This is a genomic window from Rhizobium sp. 01T444 (genome assembly GCF_056398305.1).
The window spans coordinates 290,606-311,144 of sequence record NZ_JBFTPD010000005.1 but is presented as its reverse complement, the minus strand read 5'-3'; the positions used below and the strand labels follow the sequence as shown (position 1 = coordinate 311,144).

Genomic DNA, 20,539 nt, shown 5'->3' with positions numbered 1-20,539 from the left:
GGCCGCTCAACGAGAAGCTGCTTCACGCCTGCACGAGCTGGGGCATGCATGGGGTCGAACTTGCGGCCGCCTTTCCGGATGCGGCTGATCTCTTCGATCTCAGATTTCCCGCCGTCCGCCAAGTCTATCGAAACTTCCAGGCTCTGGTCGTCGAGATCCTCCAAGCGAATATAAAAAACTGGCCGATGCCCGTTTCTCCCGAGGATTATGCCCTGACGCTCACCTATGGCATGCGGGGGCTGCGGTATGGGTGCACAACGCCTGCGGGCCGGACATCAATAGGTTTATTCAGGAGAGCACGAAGGACCGAGCTTCCGACTTGTTTGAGGCAGCAAAGTCCCAGTTTGATGTCTTGGCCAAGGGCGAAAGTGTCGGTACAAATGGCGGCTCTATTATCGCATCATCTCTGAAAGGGGTTTCTCAGGAGGAAATACAATTCGCTTACGATTCGGCGACGTTCGGAAACAAGGTTGTCATTCTCGGTGGCTCTAAGAGCCAAGGGCTGGAGTTCTTGATAAATGACCAGCGTTTCGAGTTGGCGACGGTATCAAAGAATAGCACCGTCACGGTGCAACGTTCTATCCTGGAAAAAATTGACTCTAAAACCCGGGGGGCTTCGATTGTCATAGACGGCCGCGCCGCTAATCTGAGCCGCGGGACAGCCGAACAGGCCATGAAAAATGTCATGTCGAGCTCCCAATATGATAAAAACGCGCCAACTGTAACGATTTACACGGCGCAGGGTAAACTTGTGTACTCTTATCCAAAATAGAGGTCGAAATGTCGGTTGATTACATGCTTTTGAATCTCGATACCGGGGACATGATCGCTGTTGGCAAGCAAAGGACCCATCCTGCTGTCCCGGAAATCGGGATCTTGGAAGATCATACGTTTTTTGACGGTATTCCTCACTGCGATCAGTCAGAGGATCGGGAGGAATTATACAGGCGATCGGGGCATATTCTAAATTTTTTCCTGGCTCACTCGAGAGGGTGCCGGATAATAGTCATGGCTACGCAAGATATTCTAGATATACTTGATGAAATGGATGAAGAGCTAGGTGAACCTATCATGCATGGCGGCTCCATGCATATTCAAAACGAAAGAGTTGGAGCGCCATACTTTCAAAGACGACTTCAGCATACCAAATCGCGACAGCCGAAATCGGACGCCGAAAAAGAGGTGCAAGAGAAAAGGGCTCTGCAATATCGTGATGAAATCAAGCGGCTTATCAGGGCGAATGTAGTGAAGATTCCGAACAAGATCGGCGAGCTTGTCCCGACCTTCCAAGCTGGTGATATGGATCCCGATCCCGTTTTCGTGCCTTGGGATGATCGTCGTAGATCGCGTTGATTCATTGTAGGCCGCGCCAGCGCGATGTCGCTCAAAGGAATGCTATGTCACCAGCTGTCTGCGTGGCATTTACAGCGGGGGCGGCAGATCTTTGCCTCGACCACGGATCAAAAGCGTCGATGTATCCCGGTCGCTGTCCGCAGATGTACGCCACGACGCCAACCGCGATGCAAAGCCGGGTCAGGGTGACAGGGGCGACCGCAAGCGCTGGCGGAACCGTCGGCGAAGCTCGCCACCTATAACGTCAACCGCATCAACGGCCGGCTCGAGGTCCTGCTCCGGTGGCTCGCCGAAGCAGGACCTGGTGTCGTGCGCCTGCAGGAGTTGAAAGCGCTGGACAAGAGCATTTCCTTAGAGCTGAACCGGCGCCTGCCGACCAAAGGACGACTGGTTTTGGATTAAAGAAGGCAGGAGCCGGAAACCTATGTTCCTGCCCGCTGATCCTAAAGGGCTTCGCCTTCGCTTCTATTCCAGGCAGGTGCCGCCAAGTATTCCGCAAGCTCGGTATCACTGATCGGCGGCCCGGTAATATCCATGCCGGCCTCATCCGCCACTCGCGTTAGTGCTTCAATGTCTTCAGCGGTCAGCCTCTGCTGCACAATCTTTGGGATGAAACACTCGAACTCACCGGGAGAGACAATGACCTGCAAGTGGATGGGATCATCGCCATAGCCCTTCCACGTATGTTCCTTACCGCGCGGTAGAAATACGGTGTCTCCAGCTTCAGCGGTTTGCACTTCGTCAGGTGTCCATATCAGAACAGACCCGGCGACAATCAGGAATAGTTCGTCGTCCTGTCTATGAACGTGTCGCGGTGGACCAAACTTTGCCGGCGCATAATAATCCAACATCGTATATGCGCCGTTTGTTTGAGTCCGACTTACTCGTAAGCGAACAGCCTCCCCCCACACGGTCGTTGCCAAACTATGAGCGCCCGCCTTATCGATCATGAAATTCTGGAGAGGTTGAACTGCGCGCTCCATGCTCGGTTCCTTTCTCAATATTCCGGACCTTTGAAGTTAGTTGAGGGTTTCAAGCAATCTCAATCGAATAAGACTTTCGGCACTTGCGACAATTGCTTCTACGCTAGTGCGCGGCTTCCAATCGAGCCTCTGCCTCGCCTTGTTGCTGCTGGAACGTCTATGGTTTGCGCTGCGTGAGGAAGAGGCACCGCGGTTGGGAACTCTGGCGGCAAATTCCGGAAAGCGCTCGCGCAATATGGTGGCAACCATTAACAGAGACACTGGCTCACCACTGACGGCTATAAAGCGCTCGCCCGCCGCGGACGGATCAATCATGGCCTGCAGGTGCAGGTCTGCGACGTCGCGCACGTCTACTACACCAAACCACATATCCGGCAATTCAGGTGGAAAGGCTCCGTCCAGCAGTCCTTTGACAATTCGAATTGATGTCGAAAGCTGAGGGCCGAGCACGGGTCCAAATATTCCGGTCGGGTTAACGACACACAGCTCCGGTGTTCCGCGGTCCTTGACGAAATCCCATGCGGCACGCTCCGCGATGGCCTTCGACAGGACGTATGGCTGGTTTGGTGCATCGATCGGCGTCCAGTCGTCCTCAGTAAAGACATGGCTCGGTGCCTCCGGGCCATACCCAACGGCAGCAAAGGAGGATGTGAGGACAACGCGCCTCATGCCAGCATGACTGGCTGCGCGGAGAACACGCAACGTCCCGTCGCGCGCCGGCACAATCACATCGTTTGGGTCATCCGGCTGGGTCGAAGGAAACGGAGATGCAGTGTGCAGAACATAGTCGCAGCCGGCGACAGCGTCGCTCCAACCTTCGTCATTCCCCAGATCAGCTTCATAAAATGCGACCTCGCGCTTCGGATCGACACCGGCTGCCGCGAGCATGGCGCTGACTTCGCCTGCTTTGTCGAGACTGCGCAGCGTTGTGCGAACCTCATGCCCCGCGGCGAGCGCCGCGACGATGCAATGGCTGCCAAGAAACCCTGATCCACCCGTTATAAGAATCTTGCTCATATGATTTTCCATACCTTCACTTGTCCTTGCGACCAGTCATTGCGAAGCATATGAAAATTGGCAAGTAGGATGAATTTCCTGAGGTAGTATGAAAAACCAGACTATAGAACCACGCATATATGGCGAAGATTGCGATGGCTGCACCGGACCGGAGCCGATCGACGTCATGCGCTTCCAGCGGGCAATACGGGCGATCACCGGCAAGTGGAAAATCGAGATCGTCTGCAGCCTGGTTGCAGGCCCGATGCGTTTCGGCGAACTGCGTCGTGCATTGCCGGGTATTACTCAGCACATGTTGACCGAGCAGCTTCGCGACCTCGAGCGCAACGGCATCGTCATCCGCACCGCTTACGCAGAGATACCGCCACGTGTGGAGTATGCGCTGTCGCAGGCCGGAGTCGATCTTATGCCGACCTTCGCGACCTTGCGGGACTGGGCCTTGCGTTATGAAAACCAGTTGGCGGATCAGAGTTAAGGATGGCCAATGGGATCAGCCCTGTTGCCGAGAACATCCCAAGGAAAGCCGGCGGCGAGATGGTCGATCAGCGCGCGCACCGCAGGTGACAGGCCGCGCCTCGTCGTGAAGACCAAATGCACAATCCCCTGCACCCCACGCCAATCCGGCAATAGGCGCACGAGTTTACCCGCTTCCATCGCCTGGCGGCAGACATGATCCGGCAGGAGCGCGATACCGAGGCCATCGATTGCAGCATCGCGCACGGTCGCCATTTCCTCGCACCCCATGCGCGGCTGCACACGAACCACGTGCTTGCGTCCATCTTCTGCCTCCAAATGCCATTCGAGATCGTCCTCCGCATCATTGGTTGCGAGCGTCGGCAAGTTGGCCAGTTGCACAATGCTGCCGACCTGGCTGGCAAGCTGAGGGCAGGCCACCAGAATACGGGTCGATCGCCCCAGTGATCGCATGGTCAAGGCGGCGTCTGAGGTCAGGCTCGCACGCACACGAAGGGCGAGATCAATGCGCTCGCCGATCAGGTCCACCGCCCGGTCGGTTGCCACAAGCTGAAGCCGCACTTTCGGGAAGCGTGTCAGGAAAGATGAGATCAGGCCCGAAATTGGAGCGACCATGCCCGTGGGGCAACTGAAGCGGATGCGGCCATGCGGTTCAGCCTGCGCCTGTGCGACCAGGGCTTCCGCCTGTTCGGCTTCCGCAAGTATTGCTCGGCATCGTTGGTAAAATGCCTGGCCGGTTTCTGTCACCCGGAAACGGCGGCTCGATCGCTCGATCAGGCGCAAGCCCAGCCTTTCCTCAAGCGTTGCGATCCGTCTGCTGAGCTTTGACTTGGGCTCGCGCAATGCGCGGCCGGCGGCGGCAAAGCCGCCATGGGCCACAACCTCAGCGAAATAGGCGTAGTCGTTCAAGTTGATGCGCATCGGCGTTCCTCTGATGGAACGTTACGTGTCAATTTCGCTGACTACAAGGCTGATCGTTCCGCTCGTACATATCAGGACAACGGCGCTTGGCCGAGACTTTAAGGAGAAATACGATGACAGACAGGTTCAACAACAAAGTCGTGGTGGTCACCGGTGGTTCGAGCGGCATTGGTCTTGCATCAGCAAAAGCATTTTCAGCCGAAGGTGCTTCCGTCTTCATCACGGGACGCCGACAGGAGGCATTGGACGCAGCGGTGAAGCAGATTGGCGGTCGTGTGACCGCTGTGCGCGGCGACATGGCTGATCTCACCGATATCGATCGGCTCTACGACGCCATCCAGCAAAAGCATGCACAGATCGACGTGCTATTCGCCAATGCCGGGGGCGGTGAAATGGTCGCGCTCGGCGCGATCACGGAGGAGCATTATCAGCGGACCTTTGATACAAACGTCAAGGGCGTGCTGTTCACGGTTCAGAAGGCGCTGCCGCTATTGAAAGACGGCGCCTCTATCATCCTGACCAGTTCCACCACCAGTATCTCCGGCACACCGGCCTTCAGCGTCTATTCGGCGACTAAGGCGGCGATACGCAACTTCGCCCGCAACTGGATGCTCGACCTGAAGGATCGCCACATTCGCGTCAATGCCATCAGCCCTGGCGTCACCGACACGGCAGGACTGGACGAACTGTTCGGTGGCGGCGCGCAGGCGCAGGGTACCAGGGATTATCTCGCAAGCCTGATCCCCGCCGGCCGTGTCGGCCAGCCGGACGAAATCGCCAAGGCTGTGCTGTTCCTCGCATCCGACGACGCAAGCTTCGTCAACGGTATCGAACTCTTCGTCGATGGCGGCCAGGCGCAGATCTGATCCTTCCCATCAAGCCCCTGGCCGCAATGGGTGCCGAGGGCTCCAACTCTTCCAGTCATTCAAGGAGATATGTGATGATACAATCTAGCGAATCTGCGGAGCGTATCCGCGAACTGCTCGACCGGAACCTTCAGGAGGTCTTCGGCGAGGGCGACGACGCCCGGCGGCGTGCCGCGATTGCCGAACTCTGGGCAGCGGACGGAACCCTCTACGTACCTCCGGGCGCCATCATTGGGCATGACGCGATCAACACGTTCGCTGGCGATCTCAGGGCGACGCACCCCCACTACGTCTACACGCCGCACGGCAAGCCACAGGTGCTTCATAATGCGGGGCGGTTATCCTGGGGTTCCGGACCGCTCGGTGAGGCGCCCGAGTACACGGGCTGGGACGTCATCACCGTCCGCGACGGCAAGATCACGGCGCTCTATGTCTTCCTGGACGAGACGTCAGAGGAGTTTCGCCGGGCCAGCGGCAAAACTGCGAGCTGAGTTGCTCTCCTGAGCCGGCAGGCATGCCGGGCGAAGACGGCTGAGCGGGCGCCATCCCTTATGATGGACTGACGGCGTCGGCCCAACCGGCCTCTCATCGACGCCCCGCCTGCCGCGGGGAAGTCGACCGAGTACTCTCCCTTTGTCTGACCTTTGCGGCGAGGGAACATCGTCCCGGCGTTGGCTCAGTGTCGCAAGGCTGCCGCGACCATGCTCTGCAAGACCGTGGTCGGCCGACCGATCAACCGTCCTAGCGCACCACCGTCGTCGAACAGCCCCCCGCGCGAGGCAGCGGTGTCGGCATCGGCCAGAAGGCCCGCGAGATCGGACGGGAGCCCGGCGCCCGTCAACACATCGCGAAAAGCAGCTTCGGACAGATCGTTGTAAATGACAGTCTTGCCCGACTGCCGCGAGACCTCTGAGGCCAGCTCGGCAAGGGAATAGGCATGGTCGCCCGCAAGCTCATACGTTTTTCCGGCGTGCCCTTGGGTCGCAAGCACCTTGGCTGCAGCCTCGGCGTAATCCTGCCGCGCCGCAGACGAAAAACGACCATTTTTCGCAGCGCCGACGAAGGCGCCATGCTCAAGCGCTATTGGGAGCGCCATCAGATGGTTCTCGGTGTACCAGCCGTTTCGCAAGATGACAGCAGGCAGGCCGGAAGCGACGATCGCCTCCTCCGTCTGGCGATGCTCAACCGCGAGCGACGCCGGCGAGGTGTCAGCGTGCAGCATGCTGGTGTAGGCGAACAACGAAACCCCGGCTTGCGTGGCGGCGTCGATCACGGCTCGATGACGCGGCAGGCGGCCACTGACCTCGGTCGAGGAAATCAGCAGCAGCTTCTCGACCCCGGCCAATGCCGGACCGAGCGTCTCAGGGCGGCTATAGTCAGCTTCACGAACGATCACGCCGCGCTCGGCGAGATCCTTGCTCTTTGCGGTATCTCGAACGGCCGCGACGATCCTCTCTGCTGGATTGGTCTTCAGCAACGCCTCGATTACGAGGCGGCCGAGTTTTCCTGTTGCTCCAGTCACTGCATACATAGGCCACTCCATTTCTCGGTTGTGGGATGGAAGAGCCTTTGATAGCGGCCATCGTTACCATGGGAAACCACGTATCTTGTAGTAACGTCCATTTTCCAGTAACCAGATGGAAACTGCCAACCAAGGAAGCGTGATGGTCCTCAAGGTGCGAAAGAAGGTGACGGCACTCCCCGGCTGTCCAATGTCGAAGTGCATGGACCTGCTCGGCGGTTGCTGGACGCCGGAAGTGCTCTGGTCTCTGAGCGAAGGGCCACGCCGGTTTTCGGAATTGCGCCGGGACTGTCCATTCATTTCGGCGAAGGTCATGACGAGCAGGCTGCGGGATCTGGAACAGCGCGGGGTCCTCAGTCGCAAGGTGATGCCGACATCCCCGCCGACTGTGGAATATGCGTTGACCGAATTAGGAAAGGAACTCCTCCCCGCGATCAGGTCCATCGTGGATGTCGGGACCCGCCTCCTGTTGCGCGATCCGACGCCTTGATGGGATATGAACCTACGGCAAGGTCCCATAGAAAGCTATTCGTCAAGTTTCGAGAAGCTTGAAGAACCCGCCGGCGATCAGGCGGGCACCCTCGAAGATGGTCTCCTGATTGTTCTGCGGCTGAACACGCGGGTCCGCTAGAACAAGCGGCAAGTTGGTCTGCGTCCATCCTCTCGGCCAACAGCGCCGAGGTTGCTCGATCATCGCAAGTCCTGCGAAACCACATGCGGGCCGACATGATGCATGACGCACTACGCACGGACGTGCTTGCATCGTTGCTGGAGGCCAATCCGGCAGCGGGCATCTCCTCCGATGCAGTGAAGGCAGATCTGGTCGAGCACGAGGCATCTTTCCGGGAGATGATTGATGCCAACAAGGGCCTGGCCACAGACGACAAGACCAAAGCAATCCTTGCCGGAGTCGAAGCTCCCCTCATCGTTTACATTGAAAGCGCAACGAAACTGGTCGACCTTGCCGATAAGGATCCGTCTGCAGCATTGAAGGCGCTGCCAGAATTCATGCAGCAATTCTCGACGTTGGAAACAGCCATGGAACAGGCAGGCGACCAGATTACGGCCGTGTCTGAGAGCAAGTCTGAGCATAGTTCAGAGATAAAAGCGTTAGTCGATCTCGTGCTGAAAGCGCTTCTGGCCGCCGCCGCAATATTCGCTTTCGGCCTCTATTTCCTGACTCGGAAGACTGTCACCAAGCCTATTCTTTCGCTTTCCAACGACATGCAACAGCTTGCCGGCGGTGACACAGCCATTGCCTGCACCGGGATCGGCCGTACCGATGAGATTGGAACGATGGCATCGGCGGTCGAAGCCTTCCGGCAGGCGGCGATTGCCAATAAGCAGCTCGAGCGCGACGCCGAGGCAGCCCGGGTGCAAAGCGAAACCGCGCGGGTCACGGCGCGCCAGCAGGCTGACGAAGAGGCCGCCGGACGGCTGCGCGCTGCCACGTCCGGCCTTGCTGCAGGCTTGAAGCGGCTTGCATCCGGCGATCTCGCCTTCCAGATTGACGAACCCTTCGCCCCCGATTTTGAGAACCTCCGGCATGATTTCAACATGTCGATCAGGCAGCTCGATCAGACGCTCGGCGCGATCGCGACCGCCATCGCCGCGATCGACGAAGGCACAAGGGAGATCGCAGCCGGTGCGGGCGATCTGTCGAAACGCACCGAACAGCAGGCAGCCTCGCTCGAAGAAACCGCCGCAGCGCTTGATCAGATCACCGCCAATGTCTCGAACTCGAGCAAGCGGACCCACGAAGCGCGCACTGAGGCGACCGATGCAAACCGCAATGCCGCCAAGTCTTCCGAGGTCGTCTCGCATGCCGAAGAGGCCATGCGCCGTATCGAGGCCTCGTCGCAACAGATCTCCAGCATCATCGGCGTGATCGACGAAATTGCCTTCCAGACCAATCTGCTGGCGCTGAACGCCGGCGTCGAAGCGGCACGCGCCGGAGAGGCCGGCAAGGGTTTTGCGGTCGTCGCCCAGGAAGTGCGCGAGCTTGCCCAGAGATCGGCTCAGGCGGCAAAGGAAATCAAAGGCCACATCCAGAAATCCTCGGTGGAAGTGGAAAGCGGCGTCAAGCTGGTTCTCGACACCAGCCAGGTTCTGAAGGCGATCAGCGAACAGATTGGCCGCATCAATCAGCACATGGATGCAATCGCCGTATCGGCAAGAGAGCAGTCGACCGGCCTTGCCGAAGTCAACACCGCCGTCAATTCCATGGACCAGGTGACCCAGCAGAACGCGGCGATGGTGGAACAATCCACCACGGCATCCGGCCAGCTTGCCGAGGAAGCCGCCAAGCTACGTGACCTAGTCTCTCGCTTCACGCTGGGGGCGACAACCTCGACGCAATCCGCAGGTGGACGCCTGAGCGTTCGGCTGGCCGCCTCGGTGTCCGAAAACCGGCAGCAGGCCAGGGTCAGTATTCGGAGCCCATTCGTACACTGACAGCAAGCCGGCTCTAACCGCGCGAAAAATGTTGTCAATTTTGAACGAAAGGCACGTTCTTTGCCTCATAGCTCCGTCTTGTAAATTCCACCTATGGCGCTGCAGAAATCGCTGTGCTATCGTTCAAGAAATTCAAAATTCTCAGTTTTTTCAACGACGTTTAGACGACACCTATGCTGACTGCCTGCCATGAAGCGATGCAGTCACTATCGCTATGGAGCGTTGCGATGCACGCGCAATACAAAACGGGAGGAGCGCTTCAAAGTTCAAACAAGCTCGCGTTAAGTCCCATCATCGATTGAAAGGGAAATAAGATGAGGGGCGCTCGACCTTTCGAGAATTACGATCCGAAACGAGCTGAGGCGGAGCGCCGTAGAAATGAAGCATGTCTGGCTGAAATGCAGAAGCTCAGCCAGACGGGCAGCTTCACCTGGAACGTAACTACAGGCGAGATTGTGTTGTCCGACGAGAGTTATCGTATCCTCGGTTATGAGCCCTCTATCGATACCTCTATTGAAATATTGGTTAGCCGTACACATCCCGATGACATGGCGCTCATCGAGCGCATTCTGGATCAGATCGCGCAAGATCGGAAGGATATAGATTTCGAGTACCGGCTACTGATGCCGGATGGCCTGGTGAAGTATCTTCGCGCTGCGGCTCGCGTCCTTCCGAGCGATTTAGGGGAACTTCAATTTGTTGGCGCCATCTCCGACATAACTGAGCGCAAGCATTGGGAGGAGCGCAGCCGCCACTCGGAAAGTCACCTGCGCGCTATAGTTGACACTATTCCGGCTATTGTGTGGAGCACGAGGCCTGATGGCAGCAATGATTTTCATAACGGGCGTTTGCTCGATTATACCGGATTTTCGCCGCAGGAAGCCGCAGGTTCCGGTTGGCTGAAGGTGATCCATCCCGATGACGCGGAGAGACATGGCGAGGCCTGGCGGAGCGCCGTTACGACTGGCGCACTCTTCGAGTGCGAGTCGCGGCTCAGACGGTTCGATGGCGAGTATCGCTGGTTTCTGGCCAGAGCTGAACCTTTCCGCGATGAGCAAGGTCATATTATTAAGTGGTACGGAACCAACGTCGACATCGACGATCGCAAGAGAGCGGAGCAATCCCTGCGCCGCAGTGAGGCCTATCTCGCCGAGGCGCAGCGGCTTAGCCATACAGGCAGCTTCGGCTGGAACGCATCAACCGGCGAGATCTTCTTTTGGTCTGAGGAAGTCTACAGAATCTTTGGGCGCGATCCAGCGGTTCGCATGACGAGCCACGAAGCAATGCAACGCCTTCACCCAGACGATATCGAAAGCGTGCGGCAGGTGCTTCGTGATGCAGCCAATCGCAAGGACTTTGATTTCCAATGCCGCCTCGTGATGCCAGCCGGAGCAACCAAACATATCCACATCACCGCTCATTCAGTTCCAAGTGGGTCGGACGACATCCATTTCCTCGGCGCTGTTTCCGACATTACGGAGCGTGTAACAGCACAGGAGATGCTGAACGGCGTACAGGCAAACTTCGCCCACGCTTCCCGCGTATCCGTCCTGGGTGAATTAACGGCCTCGATTGCCCATGAAATCGCGCAGCCGCTGGCAGCCATTGCGGCGAGCAGCGGAGCCGGACTCCAATGGCTGGAACGAACCGAACCCGATCTGCTGGAAGTCCGCAACGCAACAGCAAGCATCGTAAACAATGTCCGCAGGGCCACCGAGATAATCGCGCGTATTCGCTCAATGGCAACAAGGACATTGCCTGAACATACCGTGCTTTCGCTTGACGATATAATTCGGGAGGCTCTAACTTTTCTTCGCTACGAGGTTCAGGCGCGGAATGCCCACATCGCGCATTATACCGCATCAATCGAGCCACTGGTGCTTGCCGACAGGACGCAAGTTCAGCAGGTTTTGGTCAACCTTGTCATGAATGCGATGCAGGCTTTGGTCCAGGGCCAGGAGCGGAAGATTACAATCCAAACCACAATTGAGGAAGAGACCAGCGTCATCTGCTCCGTCGAGGACACCGGTGCCGGCATAAGGCCAGAACATCTGCCGAGAGTCTTCGAGAGCTTCTTCACGACGAAGGAAGGTGGAATGGGGATGGGGTTGGCTCTCTGCCGATCTATTCTGGAGGCGCACGGCGGCAACTTGACTGTTCAGAATCTGGAGGGTGGTTGCGGTGCGCGTTTCTCCTTCACCCTTCCCTTGGCAGGCAACGCGGCCAAACAGATATGCGATCAAACTAATGTAGAAAGCATGCCAGACTCTTTTGAACGAAAGGCACACTCTTTGCTTCATAAGCCCGTCTTGTAAATTCCAACTGTGGTGTGACAGAGATTGCCGTGCTACCGTTCGATAAATTCAAAATTCCTATTCCTTTTCAATGGAGTTCAGACGGATGCCTGTGCTAACTGTCCGCGATGATACACGTCTTTACTACAAGGATTGGGGCACCGGGCCGGTGGTGGTTTTCAGCCACGGATGGCCGCTTAGCAGTGATATGTGGGAAAATCAGATGATGTTTCTCGCGTCCCAGGGCTATCGCGTTGTGGCGCATGATCGGCGCGGTTTTGGTCGGTCGGATCAACCCTGGCATGGCTACGACCACGATACTTTCGCGGACGATCTGGACGAGCTTATTCGAGCGCTCGATCTGACGGAGGTCACGCTCGTCGGCTATGCCATGGGTGGCGGAGAGATCGCCCGATATGTCGGCCGGCAGGGGACCGCCAGGGTCTCCCGCATCGTCCTCATTGGGGCAACCACCCCGAAGCTGGCGCAAAGCGACGATTATCCGTGCGGCGTTCCGGAACCTGTATTCGAAGGCGTCCGCGCCGGCTTGAGGGCGGATCGGGCGGAGTTCATGCGTGGCTTTGCCCGGCTGTTTTTCGGAGCGGATCGGGACGGCTCGACGGTCTCTGAAGGAAGCATAATCCAGCTGCATCAAATAGCTATGCAGGGCTCTCTGAAGGCGGCACATGATGCGATCACCGCCTGCGCATCCACCGACTATCGCGGCGACATTGAGAAGTTCGACGTTCCAGTGCTGATCATCCACGGCGAAGACGACGCATTCGTCCCGTTCAACGCCACCGCCGAACAGGCCATTCAGCTCATGCCCGAAGCCGAGCTCAAGGTTTATGAGGGTGCTCCACACGGGCTGTTGTTCACACACAAGGACAGGCTGAACCAAGACCTGCTTGGTTTCTTGCGGCAATGAGTATCGGCGCCTCACCAGGCCGCGCTGGCGACGGCGACCTCTTTCACGCCATGCCGATGGGCCTCTTTCGCCTTGCGGCAAAGGAAGCTTGGGAGGTCGTCGCGAACCTTGCGCCGGCCGATAAAGGCAGTGGCGCGTTCGAACCCAGCCAGGATGTCAGCTGCACGCTCGGTAACGTCTGCCTCATAGCGGACGCCAATCCGAGTGCCTGCGCGCTGCTTCAAGTCAAGGATCCGGCGGAGATCGTGATGCAGCCGCTCGCATCGGTTCTTCCGGAGGATGCGCTCAAACAGTTCGCCGGCGGCCTCTATCGACTTTTTCGTGGTCAGAAGGCGATTGCCTATGACGGCACCGTGACGATTGCCGGTGGAGGCAAGCATGAGGTCGCTTTCAATCTCTGGCAGGATGTGCGCGACCTGGCGCCAAACGATATCTATCTTAGCTTCTCGAGTCTTCGTGAGAGGATATCGCTCGAGCAGACAAAGGATGGTCTGCAAAGCGACCTGGCGCGTTCGGCCCGCATATCGCTGCTGGGGGAGATGACTGCCTCAATCGCGCATGAGGTCAACCAGCCGCTCGGAACCATCGTTGCGAGCGCGGAGGCCGGCCTGCGGTGGCTGTCCGGGGACGAGCCGGAGATTGCCGAGGTCAAGCTCCTCCTCGAACGCATTGCCAAGAACGGCAAACGCGCAGCCGACGTCATCGCAACAATGCGAGAGATGGCAAGCAACAGGAAGTCGGAACGGGTGCCGACCGACATCAATTCGGTCATCGAGGAAGCGGTACTTCTCCTGCGGACAGATTTCGCCAAACGCCAGGTCACCCTGCGCCTCGATCTGTCCCCTACACTTCCGCTTGTGAAAGCAGACAAAACGCAGATCCTGCAGGTGATCGTCAACCTCGCTTTGAACGCTGCACAAGCCATGTCGGACGGACAGGCGTGGAACAGGACCTTGTGCATTCGCACTCGGCAGGGCATCGCCAACGTCGCGGTGGACGTCGAAGACAGTGGACCGGGGGTTGATCCTCTTGTTCGCGAGAAACTTTTCGAGAGCTTTTTCTCGACCAAGGAAGCGGGCATCGGCATGGGTCTTGCCATCTGCCGTTCGATTATAGAGGCGCATGGAAGTCGGATCGAGCTCCAATCGACACCCCATCTCGGGGCACGCTTCAGCTTCGCCCTGCCGGCGGAGCAGGCACTGGCCAATGGATATAGGTGACGAAAAACACGCAGGACGATCTGTCCGAAGGATCGACCAGTGTCTCAACTCGGTTTGGATATGAATACGACACCAACTGTGCACGTCATCGACGATGACCATGACCTTCGCCTTTCGCTCGACAGCCTGCTTCGGTCCGTCGGCTTGAAAACCGTGCTGCATGAGACGGTTCCGAATTTCTCGGTCTTCACGGAATCGGATGGCCCCACTTGCGCGCTTGTGGACGTGCGTCTTCCAGGCTCCAGCGGCCTCGATTTCCAGGACCAGCTCCTCAGGAGCGAGAAGTCCGTTCCGTTGATCTTCATGACTGGTTTTGGCGATATACCGATGACCGTCCGCGCGATGAAGGCCGGCGCCATCGACTTTCTCGCAAAGCCCTTTCGAGACCAGGACATGCTGGACGCGGTGTCGCGAGCACTTGAAATCGACCGGCGGCGGCGGTCGAAGGATTCCGAGGTCTCCTCATTGAGGGCGCGCTACGAGGACCTCAGCTCGCGCGAAAAGGAAGTGATGGCCCTAGTCGCGACGGGGTTGATGAACAAGCAGATCGCCGGACGACTGTCGCTGAGCGAGGTTACCGTCAAAATCCATCGCGGTTCGGCGATGCGCAAGATGGATGCTCGCACGCTGGCCGACCTCATCAAGATGGCCGAGACGCTCAGGCTGAACGAGACCTGACCACGCCTCATCCGGCTAGAACGCCGATTTCCTTCAAGCTGGTGGCCAGTTCATCGAAGCCAAACGGTTTGGTAACAACACTACGGGCGCCGCAACTGTAAGCCTTCTTTTCCAGTTCCGGGGCGCCGCGTCCGGTCATGAGGATGATCGGCAATTCCTGAGCTGTCCGCCTGAGGATCCTCGTCAGCTCAAGGCCGTCCATCCTGGGCATATGGATATCGCTGATGACGCAGGCAAAGTCGAAGAGGTTCGCTCGGTCGATCAAGAGTTCGGCTGAACTGAAGCTTTCGACTTTGCACCCAAGCGAGCGAACAAGGCTGCTTAGTGCCGCCAAGAACTCAGCGTCATCATCGACAATTCCAATAAGTGCGGTTGGCGGCATCTCAGTTTGTTCCATGTACACCGATCTTAAGATGCCTCCCGGCTAAGCATAGAGGGACATTCGTATCCTTCAATCATTGCGTAGTGTGTTGTGAATTTCGTTCACGAGCGAAGCAATCACGAGCTAAAAGCAAAAGTTCGGTCATCTATCAATTCGCCTTGGTAAATGATTTGCGTCAACTCAAACTTCACGGAAAAATCTGTTGTCAGGCGGCGACCGTCCGCCTTTCCGGGCTTGCCATATATCGCCGCCAAGCGCTCGGCGTGGTGCCAGTCACACGTCGGAAGATCCTCGAAAGATGAGCCTGGTCGGCCAACCCGCAATCGAGCGCGATCTCGCAGAGCGGTGCGTCGCTGTTCAGCATGCGATATTTCGCGAACTCCACCCGACGTTCGACAACATAGTTGTGGGGAGATATGCCAAAAGTCACCTTGAACGCGGCCGAAAAATAGCTGGTGCTGAGCTTTGCGATCTGAGCGAGTTCATCGAGAGCGATCGGATACGAAATGCGCTCCTCGATATAGGTCTTCACGCGATTGATCTGCCACGGAGCGAGGCCGCCAGCGGGATTGCGCTGGCGCTCCGCGGGCTCGATCGAGATCGCAAACGGCTTCAACAAGCTCGAGGCCTGCTTCATGAGATCGATAGCGATCGTCTCGTCCTTTTCGACACAGCGGATCGCACACAGAAGAAGGGAGGACACCTCCTCCGCGGTTTCCGTCGCGATATTCTTGAAAGCGATGGGAGAAACGTTGTGGGCAAAAACGGCAGCGGTGGCGGACATCGTCTATCTCCAATGTGACCCTGTAAACTTTCGATGGTGTCATCTTGGAACGGAAGCGCTGATCACGAAATTGTACACTGATCCGGTTCCGGCACACGTGCGTCCTAGTGGGTCATACCAAGGTATTATCGGGGCGAAGCGGATGGGGCGGGCTTCGGCGGAACATCGCTTGGAACATATTGATTCCGCAGAGGATTCTCGTAGCTTCAGAAGCCAGCCCAGCTTCGGCAAAAAGCAGCCCCCGCCGAAACAGGCCGCCACCCGGGCAAAGGCGAGGCGCCGTGATCCCACGACATCCCGCCTCGTTTCAAGAACCATCGCGCGGACGCTCTTCGTCCGACTATTGAAGAGTGTTTCAGTTTGCCGTCGGCGCGGCGTCGTAGTTGGCCGGGATCCAGAAGAAGTGTCTATCCTTCGCCTGCACATGGCCGAGGCCTGGGAAGGAGATATGGGCCGCGCCGATCCAATAACCCTTCTGCGCTGCGTCGGCGAAGATGGCAAGCCGTTCGCTTTCGGCCATTTCGGCATCGCTGTCATATGCAACCGTCACCGCGGGGTCAGGGAATTGCACGGCGCCGACATGAACGACATCGCCCCACAGCAGCAGCTTGGCGCCGTTGCTTTCCACATCGAAGAAGCTATGGCCGGGCGTGTGGCCGGGGCTGGCGATCGGCTTGATGCCGGGGGAAAGTTCCTCGCCGTAGGTGAACGGCTTGAAACGGCCAGCGTCGATATAGGGCTTCAGAGATGCCTTGTCGCCTTCGAACATCGATTTCAGAAGCTCTGGGGCTCCTGTTTCATTGGCGTCCTTCAGCCAATAGTCGGCATCGGCCTCGCTCACCCTGACGACGGCATTCGGAAAGGCCATCTTGCCGTTCGGCGCCACGCCGCCGACGTGATCGGCGTGCAGATGGGTCAGATAGATCTCATCGACCTGCTCGGGCGCGTAACCGGCCGCCCGAAGGTTGTCGACGAGGTGGCCGCAGCAATCGCCGTAGAGGCTGCCCGCGCCACTGTCGACCAAGATGAGTTTCGATCCCGTGTTGATCAGGAACGCGTTGATCGATCCCGGGACAGGAACGGCAAGATTGCTTTCGGCGAGCAGTGCATCGGCTTCGCCTGGAGAGGACTGATCGAGCGGCACGCTCTGTCCACCAATCGATGATGTCTTCGTGAGCACCTTGTGAACCGGGAACGCATGCGTGCCATCGGACAGCGCGGTGATTTCGAAATTGCCGAGCGTCATACGGTAGAAGCCGGGGGCTTGCGTACCGACTTTAGGTGCCGCGGCGAACGCATATCCGTTCAGCAGCGTCATGGCGAGGATCGAGCAGAAGACGAATAGGGCAAGGTTTAACCCCAGGCCTGCGGCCCTCCACTGCCGGCTGAAGTAGCCAGCGATGAAATCTCGATAGTTCATAGGTTTCTCCTGATTTTGACGAGACGTACTGTTTCATCGCGCTGTGCGGTATCGCGCAGCGTCGCAATCTATTCGGAAGGGACAGATGGAGCCGTGAGACGAGCGGAGTCGGAAACCGAAGCGCCCCGGGCAGCGTGCCAGGCACTGCGGGCGTCGGAACCCGCCCTATTCCCCGGCGCTACTCGTTAGCAACATCGACCTCGGGGCGATCGCCTGCTTCGACATGTTCCCGATGCCACGAGCCGTCCTCGGATTGAAAAAGGATCTCCGCGTTGCGGCCCTCAAGCTGCTGCCGACACGCCGCGCGATGGGCTGCTTCGCGTGCTGCGACATGGCTCGGATAGGTCTCCGACCAGACGTCGTTCAGCCGATAAGCCCAGCCGCCGTCATGCTGGCCAATGTGATATGTCAGGTGCATCGATGCGTTTCCTTTTTCATGGTCATCCCTCTTCGAGAGGCTCAGTTTGCCCAGAGACCGAGCAGTTGCGACAAGCTCTTGTCGAACGACCGCGTGCCTCCGATGTTTTGAAGCCGTTGTAGGGGGAAGCCAGCCTATCCGTATTGTCAGTTTCTCCGTTCCGTGGACGTTTCGCCTGCCGATCTCGGCAGTTGGAGCGGCGGCGTGCGAAGATGTTGCCGCGACCAAACGACTGCATGATTTGCGGCCGTTGGCTGAGGTGCTACTGTCAATCGTCACCTCGACCGAGGTGGGTGACGTCCCCTCCCCCAAGCCTGCGGATAAGCATCCGCCAGACCGGACGCTGTCCGATGCGAACTTAGGCCGATCACAATGCCATCAACCCATCTTAAAGGGCAGACGCGCCCAGCCGACGCCCATGATCGGCGATATTCTTTCCGACAAGCAGCCGCTCCTTTTGGTAGCGACTGAGCGCTTCGGAAAGATCTTCGGAGGCCAGCAACGCTTCTCTCAGCGCAAGCGTGTCACCTGCAGCCTTGGAGACGCCCATTGCCGTGTGCGGCCGAACGACAAAGGCGGCATCGCCGATCAAGGCCGTATGCGCGGATGCGATTTTTGCCGCTTCAAAATCGAAGATCCCCTGGATGGAAGGCTGAGGCTCGGCTTCGATCGCCTTTACGAATGGGGGCGGCAGCATCGCGGCGGCATCCGCTCGGAGCGTCTGTAGCCGCTCCTCCGACAATGCGCCTCGCGGCAGGGAATAGTCGAATGATCTGCCGTCGGCGTCGATGAATAGCGTCTGCAGTTCGCCCGGTGCGACAGGACGGTACCAGACCCAGTTATACCGGCGCTCACCGGGGCCGGTTTCACCGTGCGGGCCGGGAACGAGATAGCCGAGGATATGGATCCCGCTTGTCACGTAAAAGGCGAAGCGATCCAGCAGGATCGCAGCTTCCTGCGGCAATGCCGTCTCCGGAATAAGGCCGCGCCAAGCCACGTAGCCGGCAAAGCGGTTCGACGTATCCTCGTTAAGCAGAGGACGAACGACCGAGCCGAGACCGTCCGCGCCAATAACGAGATCAGCATTTTCCCGCCGGCCATCGGCTAACAGGAGCTGAGCGCTTTCGGGGCCTTCGATCACTTGGACGACGGGTTGCCCAATGTGATAGCTCCCGGCCGCCATATAAGACGCAACGGTTGAATAGAGAAAATCCCAGGAAATCTGGGTCTGCGGCGTCCGGAACGTCTCGCCAACACTTCCATCCCGGTTGAGGAAGATCCGTTCATGGGCGACCACGCCGACACGAGCGACATGTTCGCAACCGATGGCGCGCAGGATCCTGAAGAGGTCGTGCTGTCCGACAAGGCCTGCTCCCCGCCCGGCCAAGCCGGACGAAGAGCGTTCGTAGATTTTCACGTCGTGGCCGTCGCGCTGGAGAAGAATGCCGGCAAAGAGGCCTGCAAGCGATCCTCCGACGATCCGAATACGCAGCCGCTTCATGGCGATCTCCTATCGAGCCCGGGTAGGCGTGGTCGAACGGGCGCGGTGTTCAGCCGCACGAATGGCCAGGGCGACCACCGCAAGCAGGGCGCCGAGAGCGCTGACGCCAATCCAGCCGCCATAACCCCAGGCCGCTGTCGCCAGCGCCGCGCCGACCGCGCCACCGAGGAACATCGAGGTCATGAAGATGGTATTCAGTCGGCTGCGAGCCTCGGCATCAAGCGCGTAGACGATATGTTGGTTCGATACGAGTGCGCTCTGGATGCCGAAATCAAGAATAACGACACCGATGATAAGAGCGATGAGCGAGGCCCAAAGACCGAAGATCACCCAGGCGATCAGCGTCAGCAAAGCGCCCATCCAGACGACGAAATGCGGTCCACGACGGTCGGCGATCTTGCCGGCAAGCGGTGCGGCAAAGATGCCAGCCGCACCGACGATGCCGAAGAGGCCGGCGACGTCGGCGCCGAGATTGAAGCGCGGCGTCCGCAGATAGAGCGCCAGGATCGTCCAGAAAGCCGTGAACGAACCGAAAAGCGCGGCCTGCATCAACGCGGCCGTCCGAAGCGCGCGTTCCCGCTTCCACAGATGGGCGAGCGACTTGATGGCGTTATGATAAGCCATTCGGGAGGTCGGCCGATGATGAGGCAGAGCGAAGTACATCAGAACCGCCGCGGCGAGCGCCAGCGGCACGCCAATCCAGAACATCTCGCGCCATCCCGCATGCTCGCCGACGAAGCCGGACAGCGTTCTGCTGAACAGGATCCCGGACAGCACGCCGGCCATGACCGTGCCGATTGTTGAGCCGCGCTTCTCGGGCGATGCGAGTGAGGCAGCAAAAGGAACGATCTGCTGAGCGACCGTGGAGCTGGCACCGACGACGAACGAGGCCAGCACGAGCGACCAGGCGGTGGGCGCGATAGCCGCGAGCGCAAGCGCGACCGAGAGAACGATGAACTGGCCAACGATCAGCTTGCGCCGATGCACGAGATCGCCGAGCGGAAGCAGGAAGAAAAGGCCGAGTGCATAGCCGAGCTGCGTCGCCGTCGGGATAAAGCCCGTTATCGGCTGGTGCTCAAATTCGTTCTCGATGATCCCGAGCATCGGCTGATTGTAATAGATATTCGCCACGGCGATGCCACTGGCCGCCGCCATGGCAAATAAAGCCGGCTTCGAAAGCTCTTTCGAGCTCGCCGGCCGATGTTGACTGAACGTGTCCATGATCCTTGCCTTTCTGGCTGAAAAGATATGCTGTTATCTAGCTTTTTATCGGAAAGCGTTTTAGCCATCTTGGACGATTGGCCTGTATAACGGATATCGATAG

Annotated in this window: 20 protein-coding genes and 2 pseudogenes; 12 read left to right on the top strand and 10 right to left on the bottom strand. The window is 58.4% G+C overall.

Translation table 11 applies throughout. From position 1 onward, the window contains the following. Nucleotides 1–319: 319 nt before the first annotated feature. The 3 genes and pseudogenes from AC1DTN_RS11575 to AC1DTN_RS11565 all read left to right on the top strand — a co-directional run. Nucleotides 320–772 carry a hypothetical protein gene (locus tag AC1DTN_RS11575; protein ID WP_477920984.1) on the top strand — a complete coding sequence of 151 codons (453 nt, stop codon included), beginning with the start codon at nt 320–322 and terminating at the stop codon, nt 770–772. Between the two features lie 8 nt (nt 773–780). After that, entirely contained in the window at nt 781–1,353 is a 573-nt protein-coding gene (locus AC1DTN_RS11570; RefSeq protein WP_477920982.1) for a hypothetical protein, read from the top strand. Nucleotides 1,354–1,560: 207 nt separating this feature from the next. Then, nucleotides 1,561–1,692, top strand: a pseudogene (locus AC1DTN_RS11565) (exodeoxyribonuclease III); the annotation flags it as partial. A 104-nt stretch (nt 1,693–1,796) separates the two neighbouring features. Here the strand turns inward: AC1DTN_RS11565 and AC1DTN_RS11560 are convergent. After that, nucleotides 1,797–2,336, bottom strand: a complete 540-nt coding sequence (locus AC1DTN_RS11560) for a cupin domain-containing protein (protein WP_477920980.1) — start codon at nt 2,334–2,336, stop codon at nt 1,797–1,799. A 36-nt stretch (nt 2,337–2,372) separates the two neighbouring features. Next, the gene (locus AC1DTN_RS11555; RefSeq protein ID WP_477920978.1) at nt 2,373–3,353 is read right to left on the bottom strand and encodes an SDR family oxidoreductase; all 981 of its coding nucleotides are present in this window, start codon (nt 3,351–3,353) and stop codon (nt 2,373–2,375) included. An 88-nt stretch (nt 3,354–3,441) separates the two neighbouring features. Here AC1DTN_RS11555 and AC1DTN_RS11550 point away from each other — a divergent pair, with 88 nt between their 5' ends. Beyond that, nucleotides 3,442–3,828, top strand: a complete 387-nt coding sequence (locus AC1DTN_RS11550) for a winged helix-turn-helix transcriptional regulator (RefSeq protein ID WP_113319393.1) — start codon at nt 3,442–3,444, stop codon at nt 3,826–3,828. Here AC1DTN_RS11550 and AC1DTN_RS11545 read toward each other — a convergent pair. Further along, a complete protein-coding gene (locus tag AC1DTN_RS11545) occupies nt 3,825–4,748 on the bottom strand; it encodes a LysR family transcriptional regulator (RefSeq protein ID WP_477920976.1) in 924 nt (307 codons plus the stop codon). The genes AC1DTN_RS11550 and AC1DTN_RS11545 overlap by 4 nt on opposite strands. A 113-nt stretch (nt 4,749–4,861) precedes the next feature. Between AC1DTN_RS11545 and AC1DTN_RS11540 the strand changes: the two genes are divergently transcribed. Together AC1DTN_RS11540 and AC1DTN_RS11535 are read left to right on the top strand one after the other, a co-directional pair. Continuing rightward, nucleotides 4,862–5,614 carry an SDR family NAD(P)-dependent oxidoreductase gene (locus tag AC1DTN_RS11540; protein ID WP_477920974.1) on the top strand — a complete coding sequence of 251 codons (753 nt, stop codon included), beginning with the start codon at nt 4,862–4,864 and terminating at the stop codon, nt 5,612–5,614. Nucleotides 5,615–5,688: 74 nt separating this feature from the next. Beyond that, complete coding sequence (locus tag AC1DTN_RS11535; RefSeq protein ID WP_113319396.1) at nt 5,689–6,105, top strand: nuclear transport factor 2 family protein; 417 nt, start codon at nt 5,689–5,691, stop codon at nt 6,103–6,105. Between the two features lie 185 nt (nt 6,106–6,290). On the opposite strand, the gene AC1DTN_RS11530 is transcribed toward AC1DTN_RS11535, so the two are convergent. After that, the gene (locus AC1DTN_RS11530) at nt 6,291–7,145 is read right to left on the bottom strand and encodes an SDR family oxidoreductase (RefSeq protein ID WP_477920972.1); all 855 of its coding nucleotides are present in this window, start codon (nt 7,143–7,145) and stop codon (nt 6,291–6,293) included. Between the two features lie 133 nt (nt 7,146–7,278). Here AC1DTN_RS11530 and AC1DTN_RS11525 point away from each other — a divergent pair, with 133 nt between their 5' ends. The 6 genes and pseudogenes from AC1DTN_RS11525 to AC1DTN_RS11500 all read left to right on the top strand — a co-directional run bounded on the left by AC1DTN_RS11525 (nt 7,279) and on the right by AC1DTN_RS11500 (nt 14,710). After that, complete coding sequence (locus tag AC1DTN_RS11525) at nt 7,279–7,626, top strand: winged helix-turn-helix transcriptional regulator (RefSeq protein ID WP_113319398.1); 348 nt, start codon at nt 7,279–7,281, stop codon at nt 7,624–7,626. A gap of 152 nt (nt 7,627–7,778) precedes the next feature. After that, nucleotides 7,779–9,590, top strand: a pseudogene (locus AC1DTN_RS11520) (methyl-accepting chemotaxis protein); the annotation flags it as partial. Nucleotides 9,591–9,988: 398 nt separating this feature from the next. Next, nucleotides 9,989–11,905: a PAS domain-containing sensor histidine kinase gene (locus AC1DTN_RS11515; protein ID WP_477920971.1), complete on the top strand. Its 1,917-nt coding sequence runs from the start codon at nt 9,989–9,991 to the stop codon at nt 11,903–11,905. Between the two features lie 70 nt (nt 11,906–11,975). Next, a complete protein-coding gene (locus AC1DTN_RS11510; protein WP_477920969.1) occupies nt 11,976–12,812 on the top strand; it encodes an alpha/beta fold hydrolase in 837 nt (278 codons plus the stop codon). Then, nucleotides 12,809–14,032, top strand: a complete 1,224-nt coding sequence (locus AC1DTN_RS11505; protein ID WP_113324223.1) for an ATP-binding protein — start codon at nt 12,809–12,811, stop codon at nt 14,030–14,032. Before AC1DTN_RS11510 ends, AC1DTN_RS11505 begins: the two co-directional genes overlap by 4 nt. A gap of 60 nt (nt 14,033–14,092) precedes the next feature. Continuing rightward, complete coding sequence (locus tag AC1DTN_RS11500) at nt 14,093–14,710, top strand: response regulator transcription factor (RefSeq protein ID WP_113324222.1); 618 nt, start codon at nt 14,093–14,095, stop codon at nt 14,708–14,710. Between the two features lie 7 nt (nt 14,711–14,717). On the opposite strand, the gene AC1DTN_RS11495 is transcribed toward AC1DTN_RS11500, so the two are convergent. The 6 genes from AC1DTN_RS11495 to AC1DTN_RS11470 form a co-directional block, all read right to left on the bottom strand. Then, nucleotides 14,718–15,107 carry a response regulator gene (locus tag AC1DTN_RS11495; protein WP_113324221.1) on the bottom strand — a complete coding sequence of 130 codons (390 nt, stop codon included), beginning with the start codon at nt 15,105–15,107 and terminating at the stop codon, nt 14,718–14,720. Nucleotides 15,108–15,297: 190 nt separating this feature from the next. After that, on the bottom strand, nt 15,298–15,876 hold the full coding sequence (locus AC1DTN_RS11490; RefSeq protein ID WP_113324220.1) for a helix-turn-helix domain-containing protein: 579 nt from the start codon (nt 15,874–15,876) through the stop codon (nt 15,298–15,300). Between the two features lie 355 nt (nt 15,877–16,231). Continuing rightward, nucleotides 16,232–17,296 carry an MBL fold metallo-hydrolase gene (locus tag AC1DTN_RS11485; RefSeq protein ID WP_477920966.1) on the bottom strand — a complete coding sequence of 355 codons (1,065 nt, stop codon included), beginning with the start codon at nt 17,294–17,296 and terminating at the stop codon, nt 16,232–16,234. Nucleotides 17,297–17,474: 178 nt separating this feature from the next. Further along, nucleotides 17,475–17,714: a DUF2188 domain-containing protein gene (locus AC1DTN_RS11480; protein WP_113324217.1), complete on the bottom strand. Its 240-nt coding sequence runs from the start codon at nt 17,712–17,714 to the stop codon at nt 17,475–17,477. A gap of 388 nt (nt 17,715–18,102) precedes the next feature. After that, a complete protein-coding gene (locus tag AC1DTN_RS11475) occupies nt 18,103–19,215 on the bottom strand; it encodes an FAD binding domain-containing protein (protein ID WP_477920965.1) in 1,113 nt (370 codons plus the stop codon). Between the two features lie 9 nt (nt 19,216–19,224). Then, nucleotides 19,225–20,436 (bottom strand): MFS transporter, encoded by a 1,212-nt coding sequence (locus tag AC1DTN_RS11470; protein ID WP_477920964.1) that lies wholly within the window; start codon nt 20,434–20,436, stop codon nt 19,225–19,227. Nucleotides 20,437–20,539 lie beyond the last annotated feature (103 nt).